Below are 20,126 nucleotides of genomic sequence, written 5' to 3' on the forward strand. Positions count from 1 at the left end.
ATAATGTATAAATTCACTGCATCAGTTTCAGCCAAATTTCCATGCTTGTAGTTTCAGGGGAATGACTTTCATATCGCTCCGCACAAAATATATCAGTATGCAATTTATGATTTGGCAACCATGTGTTGTAAATATATTGCTGTGCCTTGTATAGAGCATCCATAACAAGAGCCTCAAAACACTCCGCTTCAAAGGAACAAACGATATACTCTCCAACTGGCAGTTCCCAATTCATAAAACCGTTTGCTACTTCATCCTGTCTGGCCTTTGCACCTGCAAAATAGCTAAAATACCCTTCTTCCAAACATGGATATGCCACGCCTATCTCCTCGTTATCAGCTGAAAGTTCCAGCATTGTAAGTTTTTGCTCATGGAAACTCCGCCAAAGAGTATCCAATGGGTCAACACCCGATTCTGTTCCCAATCTTCAATAAAATGAATCGGTATATCTTTTTTAATACCTATAAAATGGATGGGCACCGTAATCTGCTGATGATTTATTTCAAGAACAATTCCATCAGTGATTAAAGGGACTCCTTCATCAACCAGAGTATAATGAAGTAAAAGCTCCGGTTTGGTCATTCGGTTTAACGCTACAGGATTCTTGCGATAATCATCCGGTATCATCCCAAAAGTATCCTTAAATGTGCGGGTGAAGTGTTCATGTGAGGAAAATCCAAGGTCTAATGCGATATCTAAGATACGCTTATCCCTTTGAAGTAAGGTTTCGGTTGCCTTTGCCATACGACGGAGTTTTATATATTCGGCAACTGTTTTTTTTATCTGCCTACTAAACAATCGTTGATAATAAAAAGGCGACAACGAAGCCATTTTAGCAAGATTATCAATATAAATTTCCTCACTCAGATGACCCTCAATAAATTCTATGGTCTGTTGTATTTGTTCCCATGCGTGCATCTATAAGCACCTCCTTCACGTATAGTATACAATGATAGAGTGTACTACCGCTTGACTGTGAATGCCCTTCTTAATTATAGTTATTAGCCATTGCGACATTATTACCTGACATTCTACATTAATCCATTACCTTCACAATCACATAGTATAATACGTTCACAAGATTGTAATACTAAACAAAATTCTCAGTAACCTACCTAGACTTTCAACGAACCACAAGATTCCTCCAGCATTAAATTATTATTTATATTATCATGAATATATTCAAGCGACCGAAAAATATCATTTAAGCACCTCATGTATATCCTCCTAATATATGATACATCTAATATACCATGATTTAGCAAAAAATACTTGACCTAAAATAAGTATTTATGTGGGCAACTACAAGCAAATAGGCTTCGCAAAAAATCTTGACGGTATCTGGGATTATTTTTATTTCATCAAAAAAACTTGTATAATATTAAAAACCCCATACCAACTATCTTTCAATAGTTAATATGGGGCTCCCAGTTTATCTATTGTTAATTTACACCCTCAGGTGCTAATATCATAATTGTTTTTTACTTGTTTGACAATACTGCCTGTACAAGCCCACGCTGTCTCCCATAAACGAAAAAGAGGACTTACGTCCTCTTTTTTATTTGCTAGTTCTATATCAATTATTTATTGTTAAGGACTGCCTGTGCTGTCCTCAATGAAAACATAGTGATAATAATTTACATAACAAAGCATTTTCATTACTATTTCATACAAATTACAGTGTTATATTCATAATCAACTATCAGTAATTGATATCTGCTATATATGCAACTTGTCAAAATTATTTACTATCCAATTAGTCATTGCCGTGTTTACTCGATAAATCTCTTTATATTTTTCACTGTCATATCCCTCAATAATATTTCTACATATCTCTAACCACTGTGTAAATTTTTTGTCGGCGCAATATAAAAAGCTTTCAGATAAAATGGCAGTTGCAGCATAACAAGGGTCATAAATTCTCAAATTCCTTTCTGAAAGTTCAAAATCAATAAATCCCCATCGTTCCTTATTAACTATAATATTGCCAGGGTTTGGGTCACGATGAATAATTTGTTTTGGTAGTTTAGGGTAGAGATTGCCGAAAACTTCTATATAATCCTTGCAAATATCCTCTGGCATATTCATAATCTCTCTAACTTTTGGCATAGCCCAGTTTTTTACGTTCTCATACATATCAACATTATTAACTACTATATCTGCTTCCTTCAAAGCCAAGTGAAGCTGCCCGATAATTTCACCAACAAAGCGTACTTTCGTAACATAATCACCTTCATACATATCTTTTGACTTAATCTGGCTACCACCCAGTCGTTTAGTTAGATAAAAATACAATTCACCGTCTTGGATATATTCCTTTTCCTCTTCGATCTTTATTGCTGTTGCTGAATAAAGGCCTACATTTTCAATAGCTTTTGAAAGTTCGATATGATTTATTAACTTACCTACATTTGCTGTGAATTTAATTACATAATCATTGCCAACATAATATGCACTTTCGTTATGATTTCCAGTTCCCTCGTAATAAATATCTTTAATAGTTTCATTTTGAAGTCCCCAGTTCTTAAGAACTTCACTGATTTTTTTATGTGTTATCATAATGTGTTCCTCCATAAATAGATTTATTCTATAAGGTTTTTTTGCCTTATATTTCTTGAGAAACTCAGACGGTGTATAACCGAATTCACGTTTGAATGCTTTATAAAATCCTGCATAAGTATCAAAGCCGTATAGCAAGGCTGAATTTATCATTTTTTGACCTTGACTGGTTTCGTAAACTACATTGATAAGTTTTCTCCTTATAATATATTGCATAACTGGCATACCAACAGCTGACTGAAAAAGTCTACAATAATGGAAAATTGAAAATCCCGCATTTTCAGAAAGCTCATGTGCAGTTATTTCAGTTTTAAGGTTCTCTTCAATATAATCAATACTGCTTTGAATAATCTCTCGGTTATCCATCTGTCTCACCTCTCTTTATTTGTGTGCTTGCAAGCTACACACATATAATAACACTAAAGTTTCAAAAAACCTTTCCTGCTTTGCGGATTATTGAAACCTCTTTCATGAACTTTTCATAATCATTTTGTACATTCCAGTATCAGTTAAACACGATTAAAGAATTGATTTACATTAACAGTGTACTACAAATGTAAATAATTCACAAACTCCCGTCAATAGCTTTTCCTCAATAGACTATTTTTTCTTGACTGGTATCCACAATTCACAAAAAACTTTTGGTTCTCCATTTTTTTATAACAATAAGGGTCTCATATTCTCAAGAAAAACTACGTTCTTCTCTCAGAGCAAATTCTCATCTTACTTATTATTTAATACAGCCTGTGCTGCTGCGGTTCAGTGGTGAGCAATTATTCCTGTTTAGACATTTCTGATTTATTATCATTCAATAAGATTGAATTAATCTTATTTATCTCAATAGCATTAGCATACTTTTAAAATGAATATAATCTTCATTAAACTCTTCGTTCATACGTCCAAATTCTTCAGATATTCCCGTTCCATCCGCCACTCTCATTTGCTGTCATAATTTTATCATAGATAACAGCAACCTAGTCAAAGAATCCACAGTATTCGAAGTATAGGAAGCGCCTGCTATCGTCAACTCTTCTTTGTAACCAAATCCATAGAATACTCCAATGAACTATCTCCTCTCGCAGTTTGAATTCTACACGGTTATATTCTTTTGAAATACTGCGTTATCAATAGCTTACATCCTAATACTTCCATTTTCAATAACCTAATACGCGATAGTAATTCGCCTGATGGTTGAATTAATATGTTTCTATCCAATTTCTTTGTTTTGCTTCCTCATGATACCCCATTAATAACCCTTTATTTTATATCATTTTTATTAAAACGTATTAAAAAGAGACCCTCATATTAACTTTTCAATCAATATAAGGGTCTCATCTTTTTCTCAAGATAAACTACGTTCTTCTCTCAGAGAAAATCTCATCTTACTTATTATTTAATACTGCTTGTGCTGCCTTCTATGAAAACATAGCTATCACTTTCCTTTATTGCCAAACCATTCAATCATAGCTTTTTCCATATCTGTCGGAAGCTTTTTTTTATAAACTTCATCATAGAGCCATGCTAATGTCTTATTACTTAAATATTTTCTCATTTCATTCTCTGCTTCCAGCATTACAACCTTTATCAGACAAGGGCACTTAGTATAAGTATCCGGCAAATTATCTTTATCTAATAGTATATTGTTTTGTCTAATTTCTGCACATTGAAAAAATGCTTCACTTCCTTCTACTGATTCAACAACATCCCAAAATGTAATTTCATTTGCTCTACGAGCCAGTGCATAACCACCTTTTGCACCCGGTAAGGATTTAATAATACCTGATTTACTTAATTTTGCATATACTTTTGATAAATAGGTTTCCGAGACACCTTGAAATGTTGCTAATTCTCTTATTCCGACAGATTTACCTTCTTCAGTATTTACCATATATAATAAGCAATGTATTGCATATTCTACTCCGACTGAAAATCTCATTTTTCATACTCCTTTGATACAAAGCATTTATCATATTTAATAATAACCTATTATTTTTTCTTATTCAAGATAATTATGCAGCGTTAAATATATATTCCCGTCCATAAATAATTCTATTGACAATAGGTTTGTTAAATGATATTATTATCGACATATACTATCCACGATATTATTTATCCATTAATCAGAGAAAGAAGGAATATTAAATGCTTACAGAAAAATTTTATGAGGTATTAAATCACGAAGGAGTAGTTTCAATCGTATCCTGGGGGGTAGATGAAGCGCATGTAACCTGCACTTGGAATTCCTACTTAGTTGTAACAGCAGATGAAAGAATTCTAATTCCTGCAGCCGGTATGAACAGTACAGAAAAAGATGTTAACCAAAATGATAGAGTAAAGCTTACTTTAGGTGCCAGGGAAGTTATGGGATATAATAACTACCTAGGAACAGGTTTTGAAATTGGAGGAAATGCAAAATTCCTTACCATTGGTTCAGAATATGATATGATGAAAGATAAATACCCATTTTTAAATAGAGTATTAGAGATAACAATTACATCAGCAAAACAATTGCTCTAAAATGAGCAACATTACGAAAGGCAGCCCTTACGGACTGCCTTTCGTATATTAATATTACTTTAATTTGTAAAAAGTCACAGTAGTAGAATTTCAAGTTTCCAATCAAACGATAAGTTTTATAAAACTACCTTTAAAAAGCGCCCTATCATTTACATGATAGAGCGCTCCGTAATCTTTTCGTTATTATTCAATACAGTCCAACCTAAGTCAAACCATTGAAAAACGTTGAAAATCAATATTATTTATTGTTCAATACAGCCTGTGCAGACCACAATAAATGAAATCCGGTAAATGATGAAACATTTCATTTAAATTTTCACAGACATACCTATCACATGCTATACACCGACTGGCATTATGTTTTTTACAGCAAGGTTTCCATGGACAACCTACATTGCAGAAAGAAGCTCTCATGTTCGACATACATCCAAAACAATAGACTTCATCTTTATTAATATCGACACCTTGCTCTCTCATGTCATTCACATATTCTATTCGCAAGTCATCATCATCTTCAATCGTAGCTAAAAAAGCTTTACACTTAAAACAATTAGAACCACAACTTCCTATTTCCATCCCGCTTGTGAATCTATTTTCATATAATTCATATGCTAACTTAAAGAATAAAAGTCTGGATATCTTTACTATCTTTCTGGTAAATTGGTAACATTCCTCTGAATCGTTTGAAATTTTGTAGCTTTGTAGTATTGCAGATGTGCTATCAAAATAAAGCTTTTCGCTTAACTGCTTACCTTCGATAGTCCATTCCATTTCTTCTCTGTTAATATAACCTTTTTCAATTAAAGAATTTTGAATTTCTTCATGACCTTTAAATATATCGGAGCCTTTTCTCATGTATACATCATTTGAATGAAACAGAAATGCGCATTCCAATTCATTCAACTCTTCTATTGACTTAATTACTATTTGATGCAATCCTCGATATTCTAACGGTGACATGCCAAATTCCTTTTTAAATGCTCTCGTAAAAGCTTCATGGCTGTAGTACCCGGAATCCATTGCAATATCAACGATTTTTTCACTTCCAAACAAGCATTTTGCACTGTATAGAAGCTTTTGCTTTTGTATATATTTCATCGGTGTCTCACCAATATAAAAGGTGAACATTTTACTATAATAAGGCTTAGCCAGTAATGCCACTTTACTGCATTCCTCCAGCGTTAGATTATTATTTAAATTATCATGAATATATTCAAGTGACCGAAAAATATCATTTAAGCAACTCATGTATATCCTCCTCATATATGGTTCTTCTAATATACCATGATATAGCAATAAATACTTGACCTAAAATAAGTATTTATGTAAGTAAATCACAAGCAACTAGGATTATTCTTATTTCATAAAAAAAATCATGTATAATATGAAGAGCCACATACCAACTATTATTCAATAGCTGATATGTGACTCTCAGTTTATCTCTTATTAATTTACACCCTCAGGTGCTAATATCATAATTGATTTTTACTTGTTTGACAACACTGCCTGTGCAAGCCCAAGCCGTCTCCCATAAATGAAAAAGAGGACTTACGTCCTCTTTTTCATTTACTAGTTCTATATCAATTATTTATTGTTAAGAACGGCTTGTGCTGCAGCAAGTCTAGCGATCGGCACACGGAAAGGTGAGCAGGATACATAGTTAAGACCTACTTTATGGCAGAATTCAACGGTTGAAGGATCTCCACCGTGTTCACCGCAGATACCAAGTTTGATGTTTGGTCTTGTCTTACGGCCTTTTTCAGATGCCATCTTAACTAACTGGCCAACACCATCCTGATCAAGTCTTGCAAATGGATCGGATTCGAAAATCTTATTAGTATAGTAAGCATCTAAGAATTTACCAGCGTCATCACGGGAGAAACCGAATGTCATCTGTGTTAAGTCGTTAGTACCGAATGAGAAGAATTCAGCTTCTTCAGCAATTTCATCAGCAAGTAATGCAGCACGAGGAATTTCAATCATAGTACCGATATGGTATTCGATGTCAGATCCTTTTTCTTTCTTAACTGCTTCTGCTGTTTCAACAACAACATCTTTAACGAATTTTAATTCTCTCTTTTCGCCAACTAATGGAATCATAATTTCAGGAATGATATCAAAACCTTTTTCGTTCTTTACTTCGATTGCAGCTTCCATAACGGCTCTTGTCTGCATCTTAGCGATTTCCGGATAAGTAACAGCAAGACGGCAGCCTCTGTGTCCCATCATAGGATTGAATTCATGTAAAGAATCACAGGTAGCTTTAACTTCTTCTACAGAAAGGCCCATATCTTTTGCTAATGCAGCGATATCATCGTCTTCTGTTGGAACGAATTCATGTAACGGAGGATCTAAGAAACGAATCGTAACCGGTCTTCCTTCCATAACTTCGTATATACCTTTGAAATCTCCTTTTTGGAAAGGAATCAATTCGCTAAGAGCTTCTTCTCTAGCTTCAACAGTCTTAGAAAGAATCATCTTTCTAATCTTATGAATTCTTTCACCTTCAAAGAACATGTGCTCTGTACGGCAAAGACCGATACCCTCAGCTCCGAATTTAACAGCGTTAGCTGCATCTGCAGGAGTATCTGCGTTTGTTCTAACTTTTAATGTTCTGATTTCATCAGCCCATGTCATAATTCTATCAAAGTTACCGCTGATAGCTGCTTCTACAGTAGGGATGTCTCCAACGTAGATGTTACCGGTTGAACCGTCAAGAGAGATGTAATCTCCTTCTTTTACAGTCTGTCCAGCGATAGTGAATACTTTAGCTTCTTCATCAATATTGATTTCACCGCAACCGGATACACAAGCAGTACCCATACCACGAGCAACTACTGCTGCGTGAGATGTCATACCACCACGTACCGTTAAGATACCCTCAGCTGCATGCATACCTTCGATATCTTCCGGTGATGTCTCAAGACGAACAAGAATGACTCTTTCACCTTTTTCATGATGATTTTTAGCATCTTCTGCAGTAAAGTATACTTTACCAGCTGCTGCACCAGGGGAAGCAGGAAGAGCTTTTCCAACAGGTTTAGCTGCTTTTAAAGCTTTTACATCAAATCCCGGATGTAATAACTGATCTAAAGATTTCGCTTCAATTCTTGCAATAGCCATTTCTTTTGTGATCTTTCCTTCATCAACTAAATCACAAGCGATCTGAAGAGCTGCAGGAGCTGTTCTCTTACCGTTACGTGTCTGTAAGAAATAAAGCTTTGTATCTTCAATTGTAAATTCCATGTCCTGCATATCTTTATAATGATTCTCAAGTAAAGTTGCAATTCTCATGAATTCTTTGTAAGCTTCTGGCATATCTTCTTCCAGCTTAGTGATAGGCTGAGGTGTTCTGATACCGGCAACAACATCTTCACCTTGAGCATTGATTAAATATTCACCATAAATCTTAGCTTCACCAGTAGATGGATTACGAGTAAATGCAACACCTGTACCGGAAGTATCTCCCATGTTACCAAATACCATGGCCTGGACATTAACTGCTGTACCCCAATCGCCAGGGATATCATTCATTCTTCTATAGTAAATAGCACGAGGGTTGTCCCAAGAACGGAAAACTGCAGTTACAGCTTCAATTAACTGTTCTGTAGGTTCCTGAGGGAATTCTGTACCTTTTTCTGCTTTGTATAATGCTTTATATTGAGCAATTACATCTTTTAAATCATCAGCACTAAGTTCAGTGTCATATTTAACACCTTTCTTTTCTTTGATTTCGTCTAAAACTCTTTCAAATTTTGCTTTGCTGATTTCCATTACTACGTCAGAGAACATCTGGATAAATCTTCTGTATGAGTCATATGCAAATCTTGGGTTTCCAGTCTTCTTAGCAAAGCCTTCTACTGCAACGTCAGTTAAGCCTAAGTTAAGAATGGTATCCATCATACCAGGCATGGAAGCTCTAGCTCCTGAACGAACGGATACTAATAAAGGATTTTCAGTATCTCCGAATTTCTTTCCCTGCTGCTCTTCAAGAATTTTTAAAGCATCAAAGATTTGTCCCTTTATTTCATCTGTAATTTTTTTACCGCTGTTATAGTAGTCCGTACAAGCTTCTGTAGTTACGGTAAAGCCTTGAGGAATAGGAAGTCCTAAATTAGTCATTTCTGCTAAGTTAGCTCCTTTACCACCAAGCAGATTTTTCATGTCTGCTTTACCTTCTTTAAACAAATATACCCATTTTGCCATTTTAGTAATAACCTCCTAAAATATTTCATAATTTTGACTTTCTAGTCGCCATTTAACATTATATCATAACTTTACTAAATAAGGAATAATTTTTTTCTTTTTTTAAAATTCAAATTTTTTCTCAAAATATGCCTTTAAATCAGCTATTTTGATTCTTTCCTGTTCCATGGTATCGCGGTCACGAACGGTTACGGATTCATCGGTTTCTGATTCAAAATCATAAGTAACACAGAATGGAGTACCGATTTCATCCTGCCTTCTATAACGTTTACCAATGTTACCTCTGTCATCGAATTCGCAGTTATATAGTTTGCTAAGTTCGGTGTAAACTTTTTCTGCACCCTCCGATAATTTCTTGGAAAGAGGTAATACACCTATTTTAACCGGTGCTAATGCCGGGTGGAAATGAAGGACAGTACGTACATCCCCTTCTCCGATTTCTTCTTCATCATAAGCCCCGCAAAGGAATGCAAGTGTTACTCTGTCAGCACCTAAGGATGGCTCAATAACATAAGGAACATATTTTATTTTCTTATCATCATCAAAATAGGCTAAATCTTCTTTGGATACATTCTGATGCTGAGTTAAATCATAATCCGTTCTGTCTGCAATTCCCCATAACTCACCCCAGCCAAAAGGGAAAAGGAATTCAATATCGGTGGTTGCTTTACTGTAGAAAGACAATTCAGCAGCTTCGTGATCACGAACGCGCATATCTTCTTCTTTCATTCCAAGCGTTTTTAACCAATCGATGCAGAATTGTTTCCAATAAGCAAACCATTCTAAATCCGTATCCGGTTCACAGAAAAATTCCAATTCCATCTGCTCGAATTCTCTTGTTCTAAAAGTAAAATTACCGGGAGTAATTTCGTTACGGAAAGATTTACCGATTTGTCCGATACCAAAAGGAATTTTTTTTCTGGAGGTTCTTAATACATTTTTGAAATTAACAAAGATTCCCTGTGCGGTTTCCGGTCTTAAGTAAACAACATTCTTTGCATCCTCGGTAACTCCCTGAAAGGTTTTAAACATTAAGTTAAATTGACGAATATCAGTAAAATTATGTTTTCCACATGTGGGACAACTTATACTATGTTCTTCAATATATCTTGCCATTTCTTCATGTGACCAGGAATCTACGGAACTATCTAAAGTAATATCATGCTCATGGGCATAATCTTCAATTATTTTATCGGCGCGGAATCTTTCATGACATTCCTTACAATCCATCAGGGGGTCTGAAAAACTTCCAAGGTGTCCGGAGGCCACCCAGGTTTGTGGATTCATGAGAATAGCGCAGTCGACACCTACATTATAAGGGTTTTGCTGAATAAATTTTGACCACCAGGCTTTTTTAACGTTATTTTTTAATTCAACACCCAGATTCCCATAGTCCCAAGTATTTGCAAGACCGCCATATATCTCGGATCCAGGGTATACAAATCCTCTCGCCTTTGCTAAGGCAACTATTTTTTCCATTGTCTTTTCCATCTTATTTAAGCTCCAATCTGCCACTTACCTGGCCATGTATATTAATAATCATTCTATCTCTCGGAATTTGCTTTCCAAACTTCTGAGAATAAGCGGTGCTTTTCCGCTGTGTTTATGATTACTATTAACTTTAATTCTATTCTTTTTTTAAGCTCAAACAGAGAACTGTTCTTCTAGGGTTTATAAACAATAACCGATTTTTCCTCTGAATTAGTCTGCAATTGTGATTTGCTTAATAAAGCTGCATTGGTAAAATATTTAACCGTACCGTCTACGATTACATCCGTTTTCTCATTTACAATCAAAATTTTATATTTATCGTTTTTAAGGGCAACATCAGGAGATGCAAAAGCTCCATCCGATGCACTGACATATACATCCGGTAATTCAAGATTACTGGTTTTCGCATCCGCTACAGTTGTTAAAACAGCATCCACTTTATTAAATGCCTTATAATGTTCTAAGTTTGAATAATTTAATATCAGAACAGCATTTCCATCCTTAAGTTCCAGTGAACCAAGTCCTATTGAGTCCTGTCCGTTTGCCTGATTATACTTTTCTATCTGTTTCGTGATAAATGATTTCAGTTCATCCAGATTATAATATTCTTTATCAAAGATTTCCACTGTGGCTGACTGTACTATACCGTTATTTTTAACCAGAATTGTATTGCTTTTAACATCATCCACAGTAATTATTCTATCTTTATTTTTACAACCGGCCGAAAAAACAAGACAAAAGGCCAGGATTGCATAAAGTAAAAACTTTTGCATAATGATTTCCTCCATCTATATAAATTAAATTATGTGCCTCTCAGCCACAGATTTTTTTTGAAATCACACAGAGTAAACTGAATGGTTACATAGTTTTTTACCATTGTAACCTTAAATTGGATTATTTTCAACTTAAATTTACTATAAGAAAAGTTTTTCCAACATATCCAGGGATTTCATTTTTTTATCTATGTAGATTTCCTTATAATTTTCCACACACTTTTTCAGTTCAGACATAACTTCCTCCGAAACAGTAAAAGTAAATAGCTTTTCTATGGTAGAAGAAATTATATACTGCATGGTGTAAACGGTGGCATCAATAATTTTAATTGATTTCGGAAAAGATTTCAGGCAATCGCTGCATATAAGACCGCCCTCTTCTCTGTTAAAATGATATAGTTTCTCTGTTTTACCGCATTTTACACATCCAAAGACCTGTGGCGCCACCCCATTTACTTCCAGAATTTTCAACTCAAAAATAGCCCGTACAAGCGGTCTCAAAATAGATTTTTGACTTAACGCCCGCAGGGACTGATATAATAATTTAAGAGTAAGAGCTCCATCTTCATTTTCGTGGGTAAAGTAATCAGCTAATTCACAAAAATATAACCCATAATAAGCGGCTTCTAAATCTCTTCGCAACTCTTCAAAATAATTGGAGATATCTACTGAAATCAGATTATAAGAACTTTTCCCCTCATATAGGGTAAATTCACCGAAAGAAAAGGGCTGACTACATGCCAAAAAGGCACTATTGGGTTTTCTAGCGCCTTTGGCAAATGCTGTAATCTTACCTTTTTCTTTTGTTAATATAACCAAACGTTTGTCATAATCCCCAATAGGCATGGTCGATAAAACCATTCCCATCACTGAGGCTGCTATCATCACTGTATTCAACCTCCTCAATATTAATGGATAACAGTTGATTCAATTCTTCTAACGTGCAAGCCGTATAATTTAAATAATCTAATATGTTTCCTGTTTTAGTGAATTTTTCCCAATAATCTTTATTTCTCATAAAATGCCCCCTTACCGAAAAAACTCTGTGGCAGAATAGCCGCAAATTTCATATGTTACATTAATATGATTACCATATGGCTCTTTTCTAAACTGATAAGAATATCCCATATGTTTTTTTTGCAAAAGGGCTTGACAAAATAAAATAACCATTAAACGGAAAGCAGACTACAATTCCATTTTGTTATAACCATAATTTTTCAGAAGAAAATCACTATCTCTCCAATCCTTTTTCACTTTTACCCAGATTTTTAAATTTACATGCATATCCAGTAAATTTTCAATTTCTTTTCTGGCCGCCATTCCGATTCGTTTCAGCTTTTCTCCGTTTTTACCAATGATGATCCCTTTATGGGAATCCCGTTCGCAAACTATGGTAGCATCAATATCAATAATATCGCTTCCACGGCGTTCTTTCATCCGGTCAATGGCTACCGCAATCCCATGAGGGATTTCATCGTTTAAAAGACGAAGAGCTTTCTCGCGAATCAGTTCTGCAACAATCTGTCTTTCCGGTTGATCGGTTATGGTATCCTCATCAAAATACTGCGGTCCCTGTGGAAGGTGTTCAAATATAATATCAATAAGCTGCTTGGTATTCTCCCCTTTTAAAGCGGATACCGGGATAATATCCGCAAAAGAGTAAATGTCTTTGTAAGCGGCTATAAATTTTAATACTTCATCTTTTTTAATGGTATCTACCTTATTAATTACTAATACAACCGGAGTTTTCACCTTTTGAAGTTGCTCCACTATATATCTTTCGCCGGCTCCGATAAAAGTAGTAGGTTCTACCAGCCACAATATGACATCTACTTCGTTTAAAGTCCGCTCCGCTACATTGACCATATATTCTCCCAGCTTATTTTTAGCCTTATGAATACCTGGCGTATCTAAAAATATAATCTGTCCGTCATCGTTGGTATATACCGTCTGTATCCTATTTCTGGTTGTTTGCGGTTTATCGGAAGTAATCGCGATTTTCTGTCCGATTAAGTGGTTCATTAATGTGGATTTACCCACATTGGGACGCCCGATTAAGGTTACAAAACCCGATTTAAATTCATTCTTTTTCATGTGTTTATCCTCTTTAAAGTATATCCGAAACTTTCTATAAGTAAGAGTCTGGCTTGCCAACTGCTTATTGACTTGCCAGACTCTGCGCTGGAGGCGCTGTCACTTTAGTTACAATTATTTTATTAGTGTCTTAACTTCTAAGAACATATCTTTATTTTGTTCTATCTTCTTTTCATTACCTATAACACAGAGATTCCTGCAATTTAAGATTGCTTTTACAGTATCCGCTAAATTCTGGATATCTTCCTGGGTTACTCCAAGAATTTCATCTCTTTGTTTCTGGATATCTTCCTGGGTGGTACCGGACAGATAAGCACCCATGGATACATTCCCCTGGGTTCTTGGCGTCCTGGGGGTATCCATTCCGCTTATGGTACCAATAATATATTTCGTCATATCTCTCTCATCCGCAGTAAAATTACGAATGTAATCCACCGCTTTCTCATACACTTCATTGGTTTCTCTCAGATTAGGATCGCGGTAAGAAGTAAAGTATCCATTGCCGCTGATACTGGAAAATCCGCACATGCAGCCATAAGCTCCGCCTTTAACCCGGATATTATTCCATAAATAGTCATAGCTCATTATTACTTTTAATACATCCAATGCTCCGGTGTATTTATAACCTGCATCCAGGAAATTACCGGTTCTTGCTACATATTGTACCTGTCCTGAGGTTTTAAACCCTTCGTTACTGCAATGCAGATCAAAATGTTCTGCTACTTTTTCTACCGGTTCTGTCTTTAACTGTTCTACAAAAGGCAGTAATTTACCGGATAAGGTTTGAAGACCCTCCTCATTGGAAGTAAAACTGATTATGAGATTTTCTTTACGGAAAATATAATTCATTAAGAGTTTCATTTTATCTATTAGCTCACTCTTCCGGTTATTATAATCTGCTTCTAAACTCTCAATGAATTTGTAATATGCAATTCCTCTGGTTTCCTCACTAAATCTGGATGCCTCTGAGAAATAAGACATTGCTCTGTCCACCGCTGCGGAATGTCCGGAAGAATTCAGATGCATCTGCAGTCTTGATTTAATTTCCGAAATTATTTCTAATAAACGTTTCTCATCACTTAATTTAGTAAAACTGATAATTTCCTTTAATAGATCAAAAGCATTATCCATTTCTTCATACAATACTTTAACATCGATCTGGAACGTAGGCAGGTATTCACTGGAGCTGCCCTTCTTGCCGAAGCCTGCTACATCACTGCTGATACCGCCGGTGTGTATATTAATCTCATTGGATAATTCCAGATAGCTGTAATGTTCCGTATCAATATATCCGAGTACTGTAGATAATAAGCCTACATAAGGAATTAATGCTTTTGGAATATCCTCTAAATCAAATAACAATTTCAGATAAGCAATTCCGTTTGTGTAAACATTATGATGAATAATCGGTATACCATCTATTTCTTTTTCTTCATTATTGATTGGAAGTGGAGTCCTGCCGATATCTTCACGGCCAAGCAACGGAATTTTCTCAACGTCTTCTCTGGAGGATGGTTCATCCTGATATTCTTTCAGGCGGTGAGTGTCGTCCACAATTTTTTTGATTTCTTCTTTGGTAAGCTTTGCTTTATATTCTGCAAGTTTATTTTTTAGTTGTTCTTCTTTAAGCGCAGTAAGACCGACCTGTGGTTTTAAGGTTACCAAAGCTACATGATTGTTATTTAAAAGGTATCCGGTAATTAATTTCGTATAATAATCAGTGCCGATTTTGGATTTTAGAACTTCAAAAACTTTATTGGAATTAAGTTTTATAAATGGTTTATTATCATCATACAGCCAGCTTGCAAGCATCTGCAGGCCATACATCAGTCCCTTTGGAAATTGCCCAAAGTCTGCTTCCCTATATTTGAATTCATAGTAATTAATAGCCGCTTTTAGTGACTTTTCATCCAGGCCTTTTAACACCAATTGCTCTAAAGTCGTACGGATTAATGACACAAACTGCTCTTTTTGTTCTGCTTCCGCATTTTTTGCTATGATAGTAAAAATAGGCTGATAGGTATCCGCATCAAAACTGCTGATAATATCTTTACCAATTCCCGCATCCAATAAAGCCTGTTTTAAGGGAGCCCCCGGAGCGGATAAAAGGACATATTCAAGAATCTGGAAAGCCATACATAAATCTCTGTCAAGGCTAGTTCCGATTGATAAATTATAACTTAAATAGGTATTGGATGTGCAGTCTTCATTTTCACTTAACGGATAAACTGCTTCTATTTCTTTCCTTTCATTAAATGGTACCTGATATTTGATTTCCGAATCTACCGGTTCATCACCGAAATCTTTTAAATATTCCTCATCCAGCCAATTAAGTTTTTCCAAAACCTCCATATCGCCATACAGATAAATATAACTATTGGAGGGATGATAATACCTGCTGTGAAAATCCAAAAACTGCTCATAACTTAAATCCGGTATAAAATCCGGATCTCCACCTGATTCCACACCATAAGAGGTATCAGGAAATAAAGCATTCTGAATCGTACGGAATAACTGCTGTTCCGGTGAAGAAAATGCACCTTTCATTTCGTTATATACAACGCCATTGTATTTTAATTCTGCTTCTTCATCCTCTAATTCAAAATGCCAGCCTTCCTGCCTGAATATCTCTTCTTTCTTATATATATTAGGATAGAAAACCGCATCCATATATACATGCATCAGATTTTGAAAATCCTTGTCATTACAGCTGGCTACCGGATATATAGTTTTATCCGGGTAGGTAATGGCATTTAAAAAAGTGTTAAGCGAACCTTTCGCTAATTCTATAAAAGGATCTTTGGCCGGAAATGCCCTGGAGCCGCATAATACGGAATGCTCAATAATATGCGGTACACCTGTACTGTCAAAAGGTGGTGTACGAAATCCTATGGAAAATACTTTATTATTATCGTCATTGGTTACTACTGCAACTCTGGCACCGGTTTTTTTATGCCTTAATAATAACCCTAAGCTGTTAATATCTTTTAATTCTTCTTCACTGATTAATTCGTAAGCAGCAAGACCGCCTAACTCTTTACTGCTTTTTAGATTTCTCGGCATATCATATCCTCCTTTAATTCGTTTAATTTGCATATAATATTATGGATAAAAGTCTTATCTGACTGCCTAAGACTTATTTTATGTCATCTCAAGTAAATTTTACGTACTCCAAATAACTATCTGGTAATTATATCATATTATAGCAAAATTGTCATGTTAAAGATAACTGCAGTTTTTATAATGTATCCGGTGTGTGTTACTGTTCACAGGCAACAGCGCGACGTGTTTTTTGTGTGCATCGCAAAGCGTGTTATTGTTCATGGAACTACTGCTTTTGCAGGAGAGTGAACAGTAACTCTGGTGATTAACCTGTATTCCTATTATTTATTTCCATATATAGCAAACAGTATTCGAACTAAAGGCTGAAATTAAAATTTTATTTAACTGGGCTTTTTTATACTTGCAGTTTTTAAATATAAAGAGACTAATTACAAACTGGCGGCAATGTCACTTCTGTTCCTGCTTTCCCATATAAAACGAAAAAAGTTTCCTCAAGGCATTGATTTATGCCAATTGAAGAAACTCTTGCTGATTCGAGTGTGGAAAGCAAATTTATAAATATGGTTCGTCTATTTTAACAAGACTGAACATCAAACTAATCTAGAGTGATCAACGTACAAATTGGTGGATGTATATTAATTAAATTGCTTTTGACGCTCGGATCAATATATATAAATAATTATAGTGTATCATATTGAGAATGCTGTCTTATTGAAAATTAATATCAATATCTCCCACACCGCCATCCACGTCTAATACATTATCAGCGGTCCTATTGTTCCACTTAAGGTCGGAGTATTTCTCGCCGTTGATATAGATAGAACCCAGACCTTTATCTACACTGAGTCTAAAATCATCCGAACTTTGATCCAGGTCAAGAGTTACTCCACCGACTCCGCACTCTATTTTATTTTTTCCGTATAAAACTCCTTGAAGTTTTATATTTCCCACACCACTGTCAATATCGGAATCTGTAAATTTAACCTCATTAAAATTAATTTCTCCGACTCCGCCATCTAATTTAACCTGTTCGGCGATAATTTTGCTTCCTTCGATATTGCCTGCACCAGCATTAATATCAAGCTTTTCTGTCTGCACAGAATCTATATCAATATTCCCTGCACCTGCATCCAGTTTTACCCGGTCGAAAGTAAATCCTTCCGGAATATAAATCGTTATTTTAGATTTATCATTGACACCATTATTTCCTCCGATAAAATTCCAGAAATTAAACTTACTCTTAACCCGCAATTCCCCGCTGAAACTTTTTTCTACAACAAAATCGTCGGTTACATTACTGGCATTCACTTCTACATTATTACCGGATCCGCTTTCTATATTCAGATTACCGATGCCATGATCTACGGACAAACTTTTTACATTTTCAAAACTTTTGTTAATATCAATTAAATTCCTGTTTGATGTATTGGATAAAACTCCTGTTATGGAAAAAACAGCTGTTACAATCCCTGTAATAATGGTAAATGCAAGAAAAGCCGCAAATGCAATTGCACAATATTTAATTACTTTTTGAAATTCACTCATTTTACATCAATCCCCCCAAACATACATGTAGAATTCAAAAATATGGTCGGTGCGTTAGGGTCCTGTGATGTTCCGGCTTTATTATCAACACCGCCGAAAATAGGGACATTGGATACCTTTACTTTAACATTGGCAGGCACCAAAATATCAATACCACCAAAAACTGCTGTTGCATTAATTACAATATCTTCGTCAATAATTGCATTTCTAAGATCTAAATCAACACCACCAAAGATAGCATTAATGGTGGTACCCAGGAATTTTTCTCCTGTTACCTGATATCTGTTTCCGGAGAAGATGGCAGAATGTTCCATAGCACCGCCCTGGTATTTAACATCAATACGAAAGTTTCTGTCACCATGGTACAGATTTTTAAATATCATACTTAATCCTATCAATACAAATATAAAAGGTACAATTAATTTGCCCATAACGTTACCGTCAACGATACCCTGACTGGACATTAACAACATGATACCAATAATTAAACCTGCCAGATTACTTACGCGGAAGCCATTCTGAATTAAACTGATGGCACAGGGGATGATTATAAATAATGTCCACCACCCACGGAAGAACAGTTCAAAATTCCACAAATTAAATGCATTTCCTGCAAAGCCAACTCCGATTAATATGAAGAAAAGCCCCCATAACATATTTGATGTTTTTATTCTCATAATAAACCTCCCAAAAACTTTTATTTGATTTGATGATTTAATGATACTTTATGACCGTATTATTAACAAGTTACATTTGTCATAAGGACATCCTGTATATTGTCATAACTTTATGATGATTAAAGTAATATAGGGAGGTTGCTTTCTTATCATCCTCCTTGACTTTAAATTGATTATCATATAATATTTACATAGATATACAGAAATGGAATTATTAGACAGGAGTGCTTTATGTATCACTTTATCATTAATCCGAAATCCCGCTCAGAAAGAGGAATCAAAATATGGCATTTGGTAAAGGAGGAATTAGATAAAAAAGAAGAAGTATCATATACTTTCCATATTACCAGATATCCAAACCATGCGACCGAATTGGCAAAGGAAATCTGCAATACTTATTCCGGTATTAAAAATATTATAGTCCTTGGAGGGGATGGGACGATTAATGAAGTAATTAACGGTATTACTGATTTTCATGATGTACTTTTGGGTTATATTCCATCCGGGTCCAGTAATGATCTGGCAAGAAGTTTAAAACTGCCGAAAGATCCGATTAAAAGCCTTGAGAGTATCCTGTCTCCATCCCGTTTTCAATACGTAGATATGGGGTTAATTAACAGTACCGATACCAATTACAGCCGATTATTTGCGGTAAGTTCCGGTATCGGGTTCGATGCTGCTATTTGTGAAGAAACTTTCCATTCCGGCTTAAAGTTATTCTTAAACCGATATGGATTAGGTAAACTGACTTATATCCTTATCTGTTTGAAACAATTAATATCCTGCAGGTTTATGAATGGGACAGTTACTATAGACGGTGGTAAACCTCAGGTCTTTAAGAAGATCCTTTTAATAACAAGTATGATTCATAAATATGAGGGTGGCGGAATGCAGATAGCTCCGGCAGCTGATCCATATGATGGACAGTTATCTGTATGTATCGTTTTTGGTGCTTCCAGGCTAAGAGTTTTGACTGTATTGCCTTTTTTATTATTTGGTAAACACATTCATTTTAAAGGTGTGCTAACATTTAATTGCAGTTCCCTTACTATCGGGATAGACAAACAATCCTGGGTGCATATTGACGGGGAATGCCCTGGTACTTTTACAAAGCTTACTGCATCCTGTATTCCGAATCAACTTAGGATTATTGTATAAATAGTCCCGCAAAAGACGCTATTGCCAAAACCGATTTTAGATA

General features: G+C 35.3%; 16 protein-coding genes. 2 read left to right on the plus strand and 14 right to left on the minus strand.

Annotated features, from left to right (window positions below; all coding sequences use genetic code 11):
- Positions 1 to 13 precede the first annotated feature (13 nt).
- The 4 genes from RBU59_RS11000 to RBU59_RS11015 form a co-directional block, all read right to left on the minus strand.
- Positions 14 to 355 (minus strand): GyrI-like domain-containing protein, encoded by a 342-nt coding sequence (locus RBU59_RS11000; RefSeq protein ID WP_308147916.1) that lies wholly within the window; start codon positions 353 to 355, stop codon positions 14 to 16.
- Entirely contained in the window at positions 322 to 918 is a 597-nt protein-coding gene (locus tag RBU59_RS11005) for a helix-turn-helix transcriptional regulator (RefSeq protein WP_308147917.1), read from the minus strand. Before RBU59_RS11005 ends, RBU59_RS11000 begins: the two co-directional genes overlap by 34 nt.
- A gap of 801 nt (positions 919 to 1,719) precedes the next feature.
- Positions 1,720 to 2,925 carry a helix-turn-helix domain-containing protein gene (locus RBU59_RS11010; RefSeq protein ID WP_308147918.1) on the minus strand — a complete coding sequence of 402 codons (1,206 nt, stop codon included), beginning with the start codon at positions 2,923 to 2,925 and terminating at the stop codon, positions 1,720 to 1,722.
- A gap of 1,066 nt (positions 2,926 to 3,991) precedes the next feature.
- Entirely contained in the window at positions 3,992 to 4,495 is a 504-nt protein-coding gene (locus RBU59_RS11015; RefSeq protein WP_308147919.1) for an Rrf2 family transcriptional regulator, read from the minus strand.
- A gap of 206 nt (positions 4,496 to 4,701) precedes the next feature.
- On the opposite strand from RBU59_RS11015, the gene RBU59_RS11020 reads away from it, so the two are divergent.
- Entirely contained in the window at positions 4,702 to 5,076 is a 375-nt protein-coding gene (locus RBU59_RS11020) for a pyridoxamine 5'-phosphate oxidase family protein (RefSeq protein ID WP_308147920.1), read from the plus strand.
- Between the two features lie 249 nt (positions 5,077 to 5,325).
- Here the strand turns inward: RBU59_RS11020 and RBU59_RS11025 are convergent, their stop codons facing one another.
- From RBU59_RS11025 to RBU59_RS11070, 10 genes are all read right to left on the minus strand, one after another.
- Entirely contained in the window at positions 5,326 to 6,324 is a 999-nt protein-coding gene (locus RBU59_RS11025; protein ID WP_308147921.1) for a helix-turn-helix transcriptional regulator, read from the minus strand.
- Positions 6,325 to 6,660: 336 nt separating this feature from the next.
- Positions 6,661 to 9,282 carry a pyruvate, phosphate dikinase gene (ppdK, locus tag RBU59_RS11030; protein ID WP_308147922.1) on the minus strand — a complete coding sequence of 874 codons (2,622 nt, stop codon included), beginning with the start codon at positions 9,280 to 9,282 and terminating at the stop codon, positions 6,661 to 6,663.
- Between the two features lie 102 nt (positions 9,283 to 9,384).
- The gene (locus RBU59_RS11035; protein WP_308147923.1) at positions 9,385 to 10,773 is read right to left on the minus strand and encodes a glycine--tRNA ligase; all 1,389 of its coding nucleotides are present in this window, start codon (positions 10,771 to 10,773) and stop codon (positions 9,385 to 9,387) included.
- Positions 10,774 to 10,946: 173 nt separating this feature from the next.
- Positions 10,947 to 11,546 carry a hypothetical protein gene (locus RBU59_RS11040; RefSeq protein ID WP_308147924.1) on the minus strand — a complete coding sequence of 200 codons (600 nt, stop codon included), beginning with the start codon at positions 11,544 to 11,546 and terminating at the stop codon, positions 10,947 to 10,949.
- A 141-nt stretch (positions 11,547 to 11,687) separates the two neighbouring features.
- Entirely contained in the window at positions 11,688 to 12,431 is a 744-nt protein-coding gene (gene recO / locus RBU59_RS11045; protein ID WP_308148577.1) for a DNA repair protein RecO, read from the minus strand.
- A complete protein-coding gene (locus RBU59_RS11050; RefSeq protein WP_308147925.1) occupies positions 12,373 to 12,564 on the minus strand; it encodes a hypothetical protein in 192 nt (63 codons plus the stop codon). The genes recO and RBU59_RS11050 overlap by 59 nt, the downstream gene beginning before the upstream one ends.
- A 167-nt stretch (positions 12,565 to 12,731) precedes the next feature.
- On the minus strand, positions 12,732 to 13,640 hold the full coding sequence (gene era / locus RBU59_RS11055) for a GTPase Era (RefSeq protein WP_308147926.1): 909 nt from the start codon (positions 13,638 to 13,640) through the stop codon (positions 12,732 to 12,734).
- 114 nt (positions 13,641 to 13,754) lie between these two features.
- Positions 13,755 to 16,703, minus strand: a complete 2,949-nt coding sequence (locus RBU59_RS11060) for an insulinase family protein (protein WP_308147927.1) — start codon at positions 16,701 to 16,703, stop codon at positions 13,755 to 13,757.
- A 708-nt stretch (positions 16,704 to 17,411) separates the two neighbouring features.
- Entirely contained in the window at positions 17,412 to 18,248 is an 837-nt protein-coding gene (locus tag RBU59_RS11065; RefSeq protein ID WP_308147928.1) for a DUF4097 family beta strand repeat-containing protein, read from the minus strand.
- A complete protein-coding gene (locus RBU59_RS11070) occupies positions 18,245 to 18,925 on the minus strand; it encodes a LiaF transmembrane domain-containing protein (RefSeq protein ID WP_308147929.1) in 681 nt (226 codons plus the stop codon). Before RBU59_RS11070 ends, RBU59_RS11065 begins: the two co-directional genes overlap by 4 nt.
- 231 nt (positions 18,926 to 19,156) lie before the next feature.
- Here RBU59_RS11070 and RBU59_RS11075 point away from each other — a divergent pair, with 231 nt between their 5' ends.
- Complete coding sequence (locus RBU59_RS11075; RefSeq protein ID WP_308147930.1) at positions 19,157 to 20,083, plus strand: diacylglycerol/lipid kinase family protein; 927 nt, start codon at positions 19,157 to 19,159, stop codon at positions 20,081 to 20,083.
- Positions 20,084 to 20,126: the final 43 nt, after the last annotated feature.

It is taken from the genome of Anaerocolumna sp. MB42-C2, assembly GCF_030913705.1.
GTDB lineage: Bacteria > Bacillota > Clostridia > Lachnospirales > Lachnospiraceae > Anaerocolumna.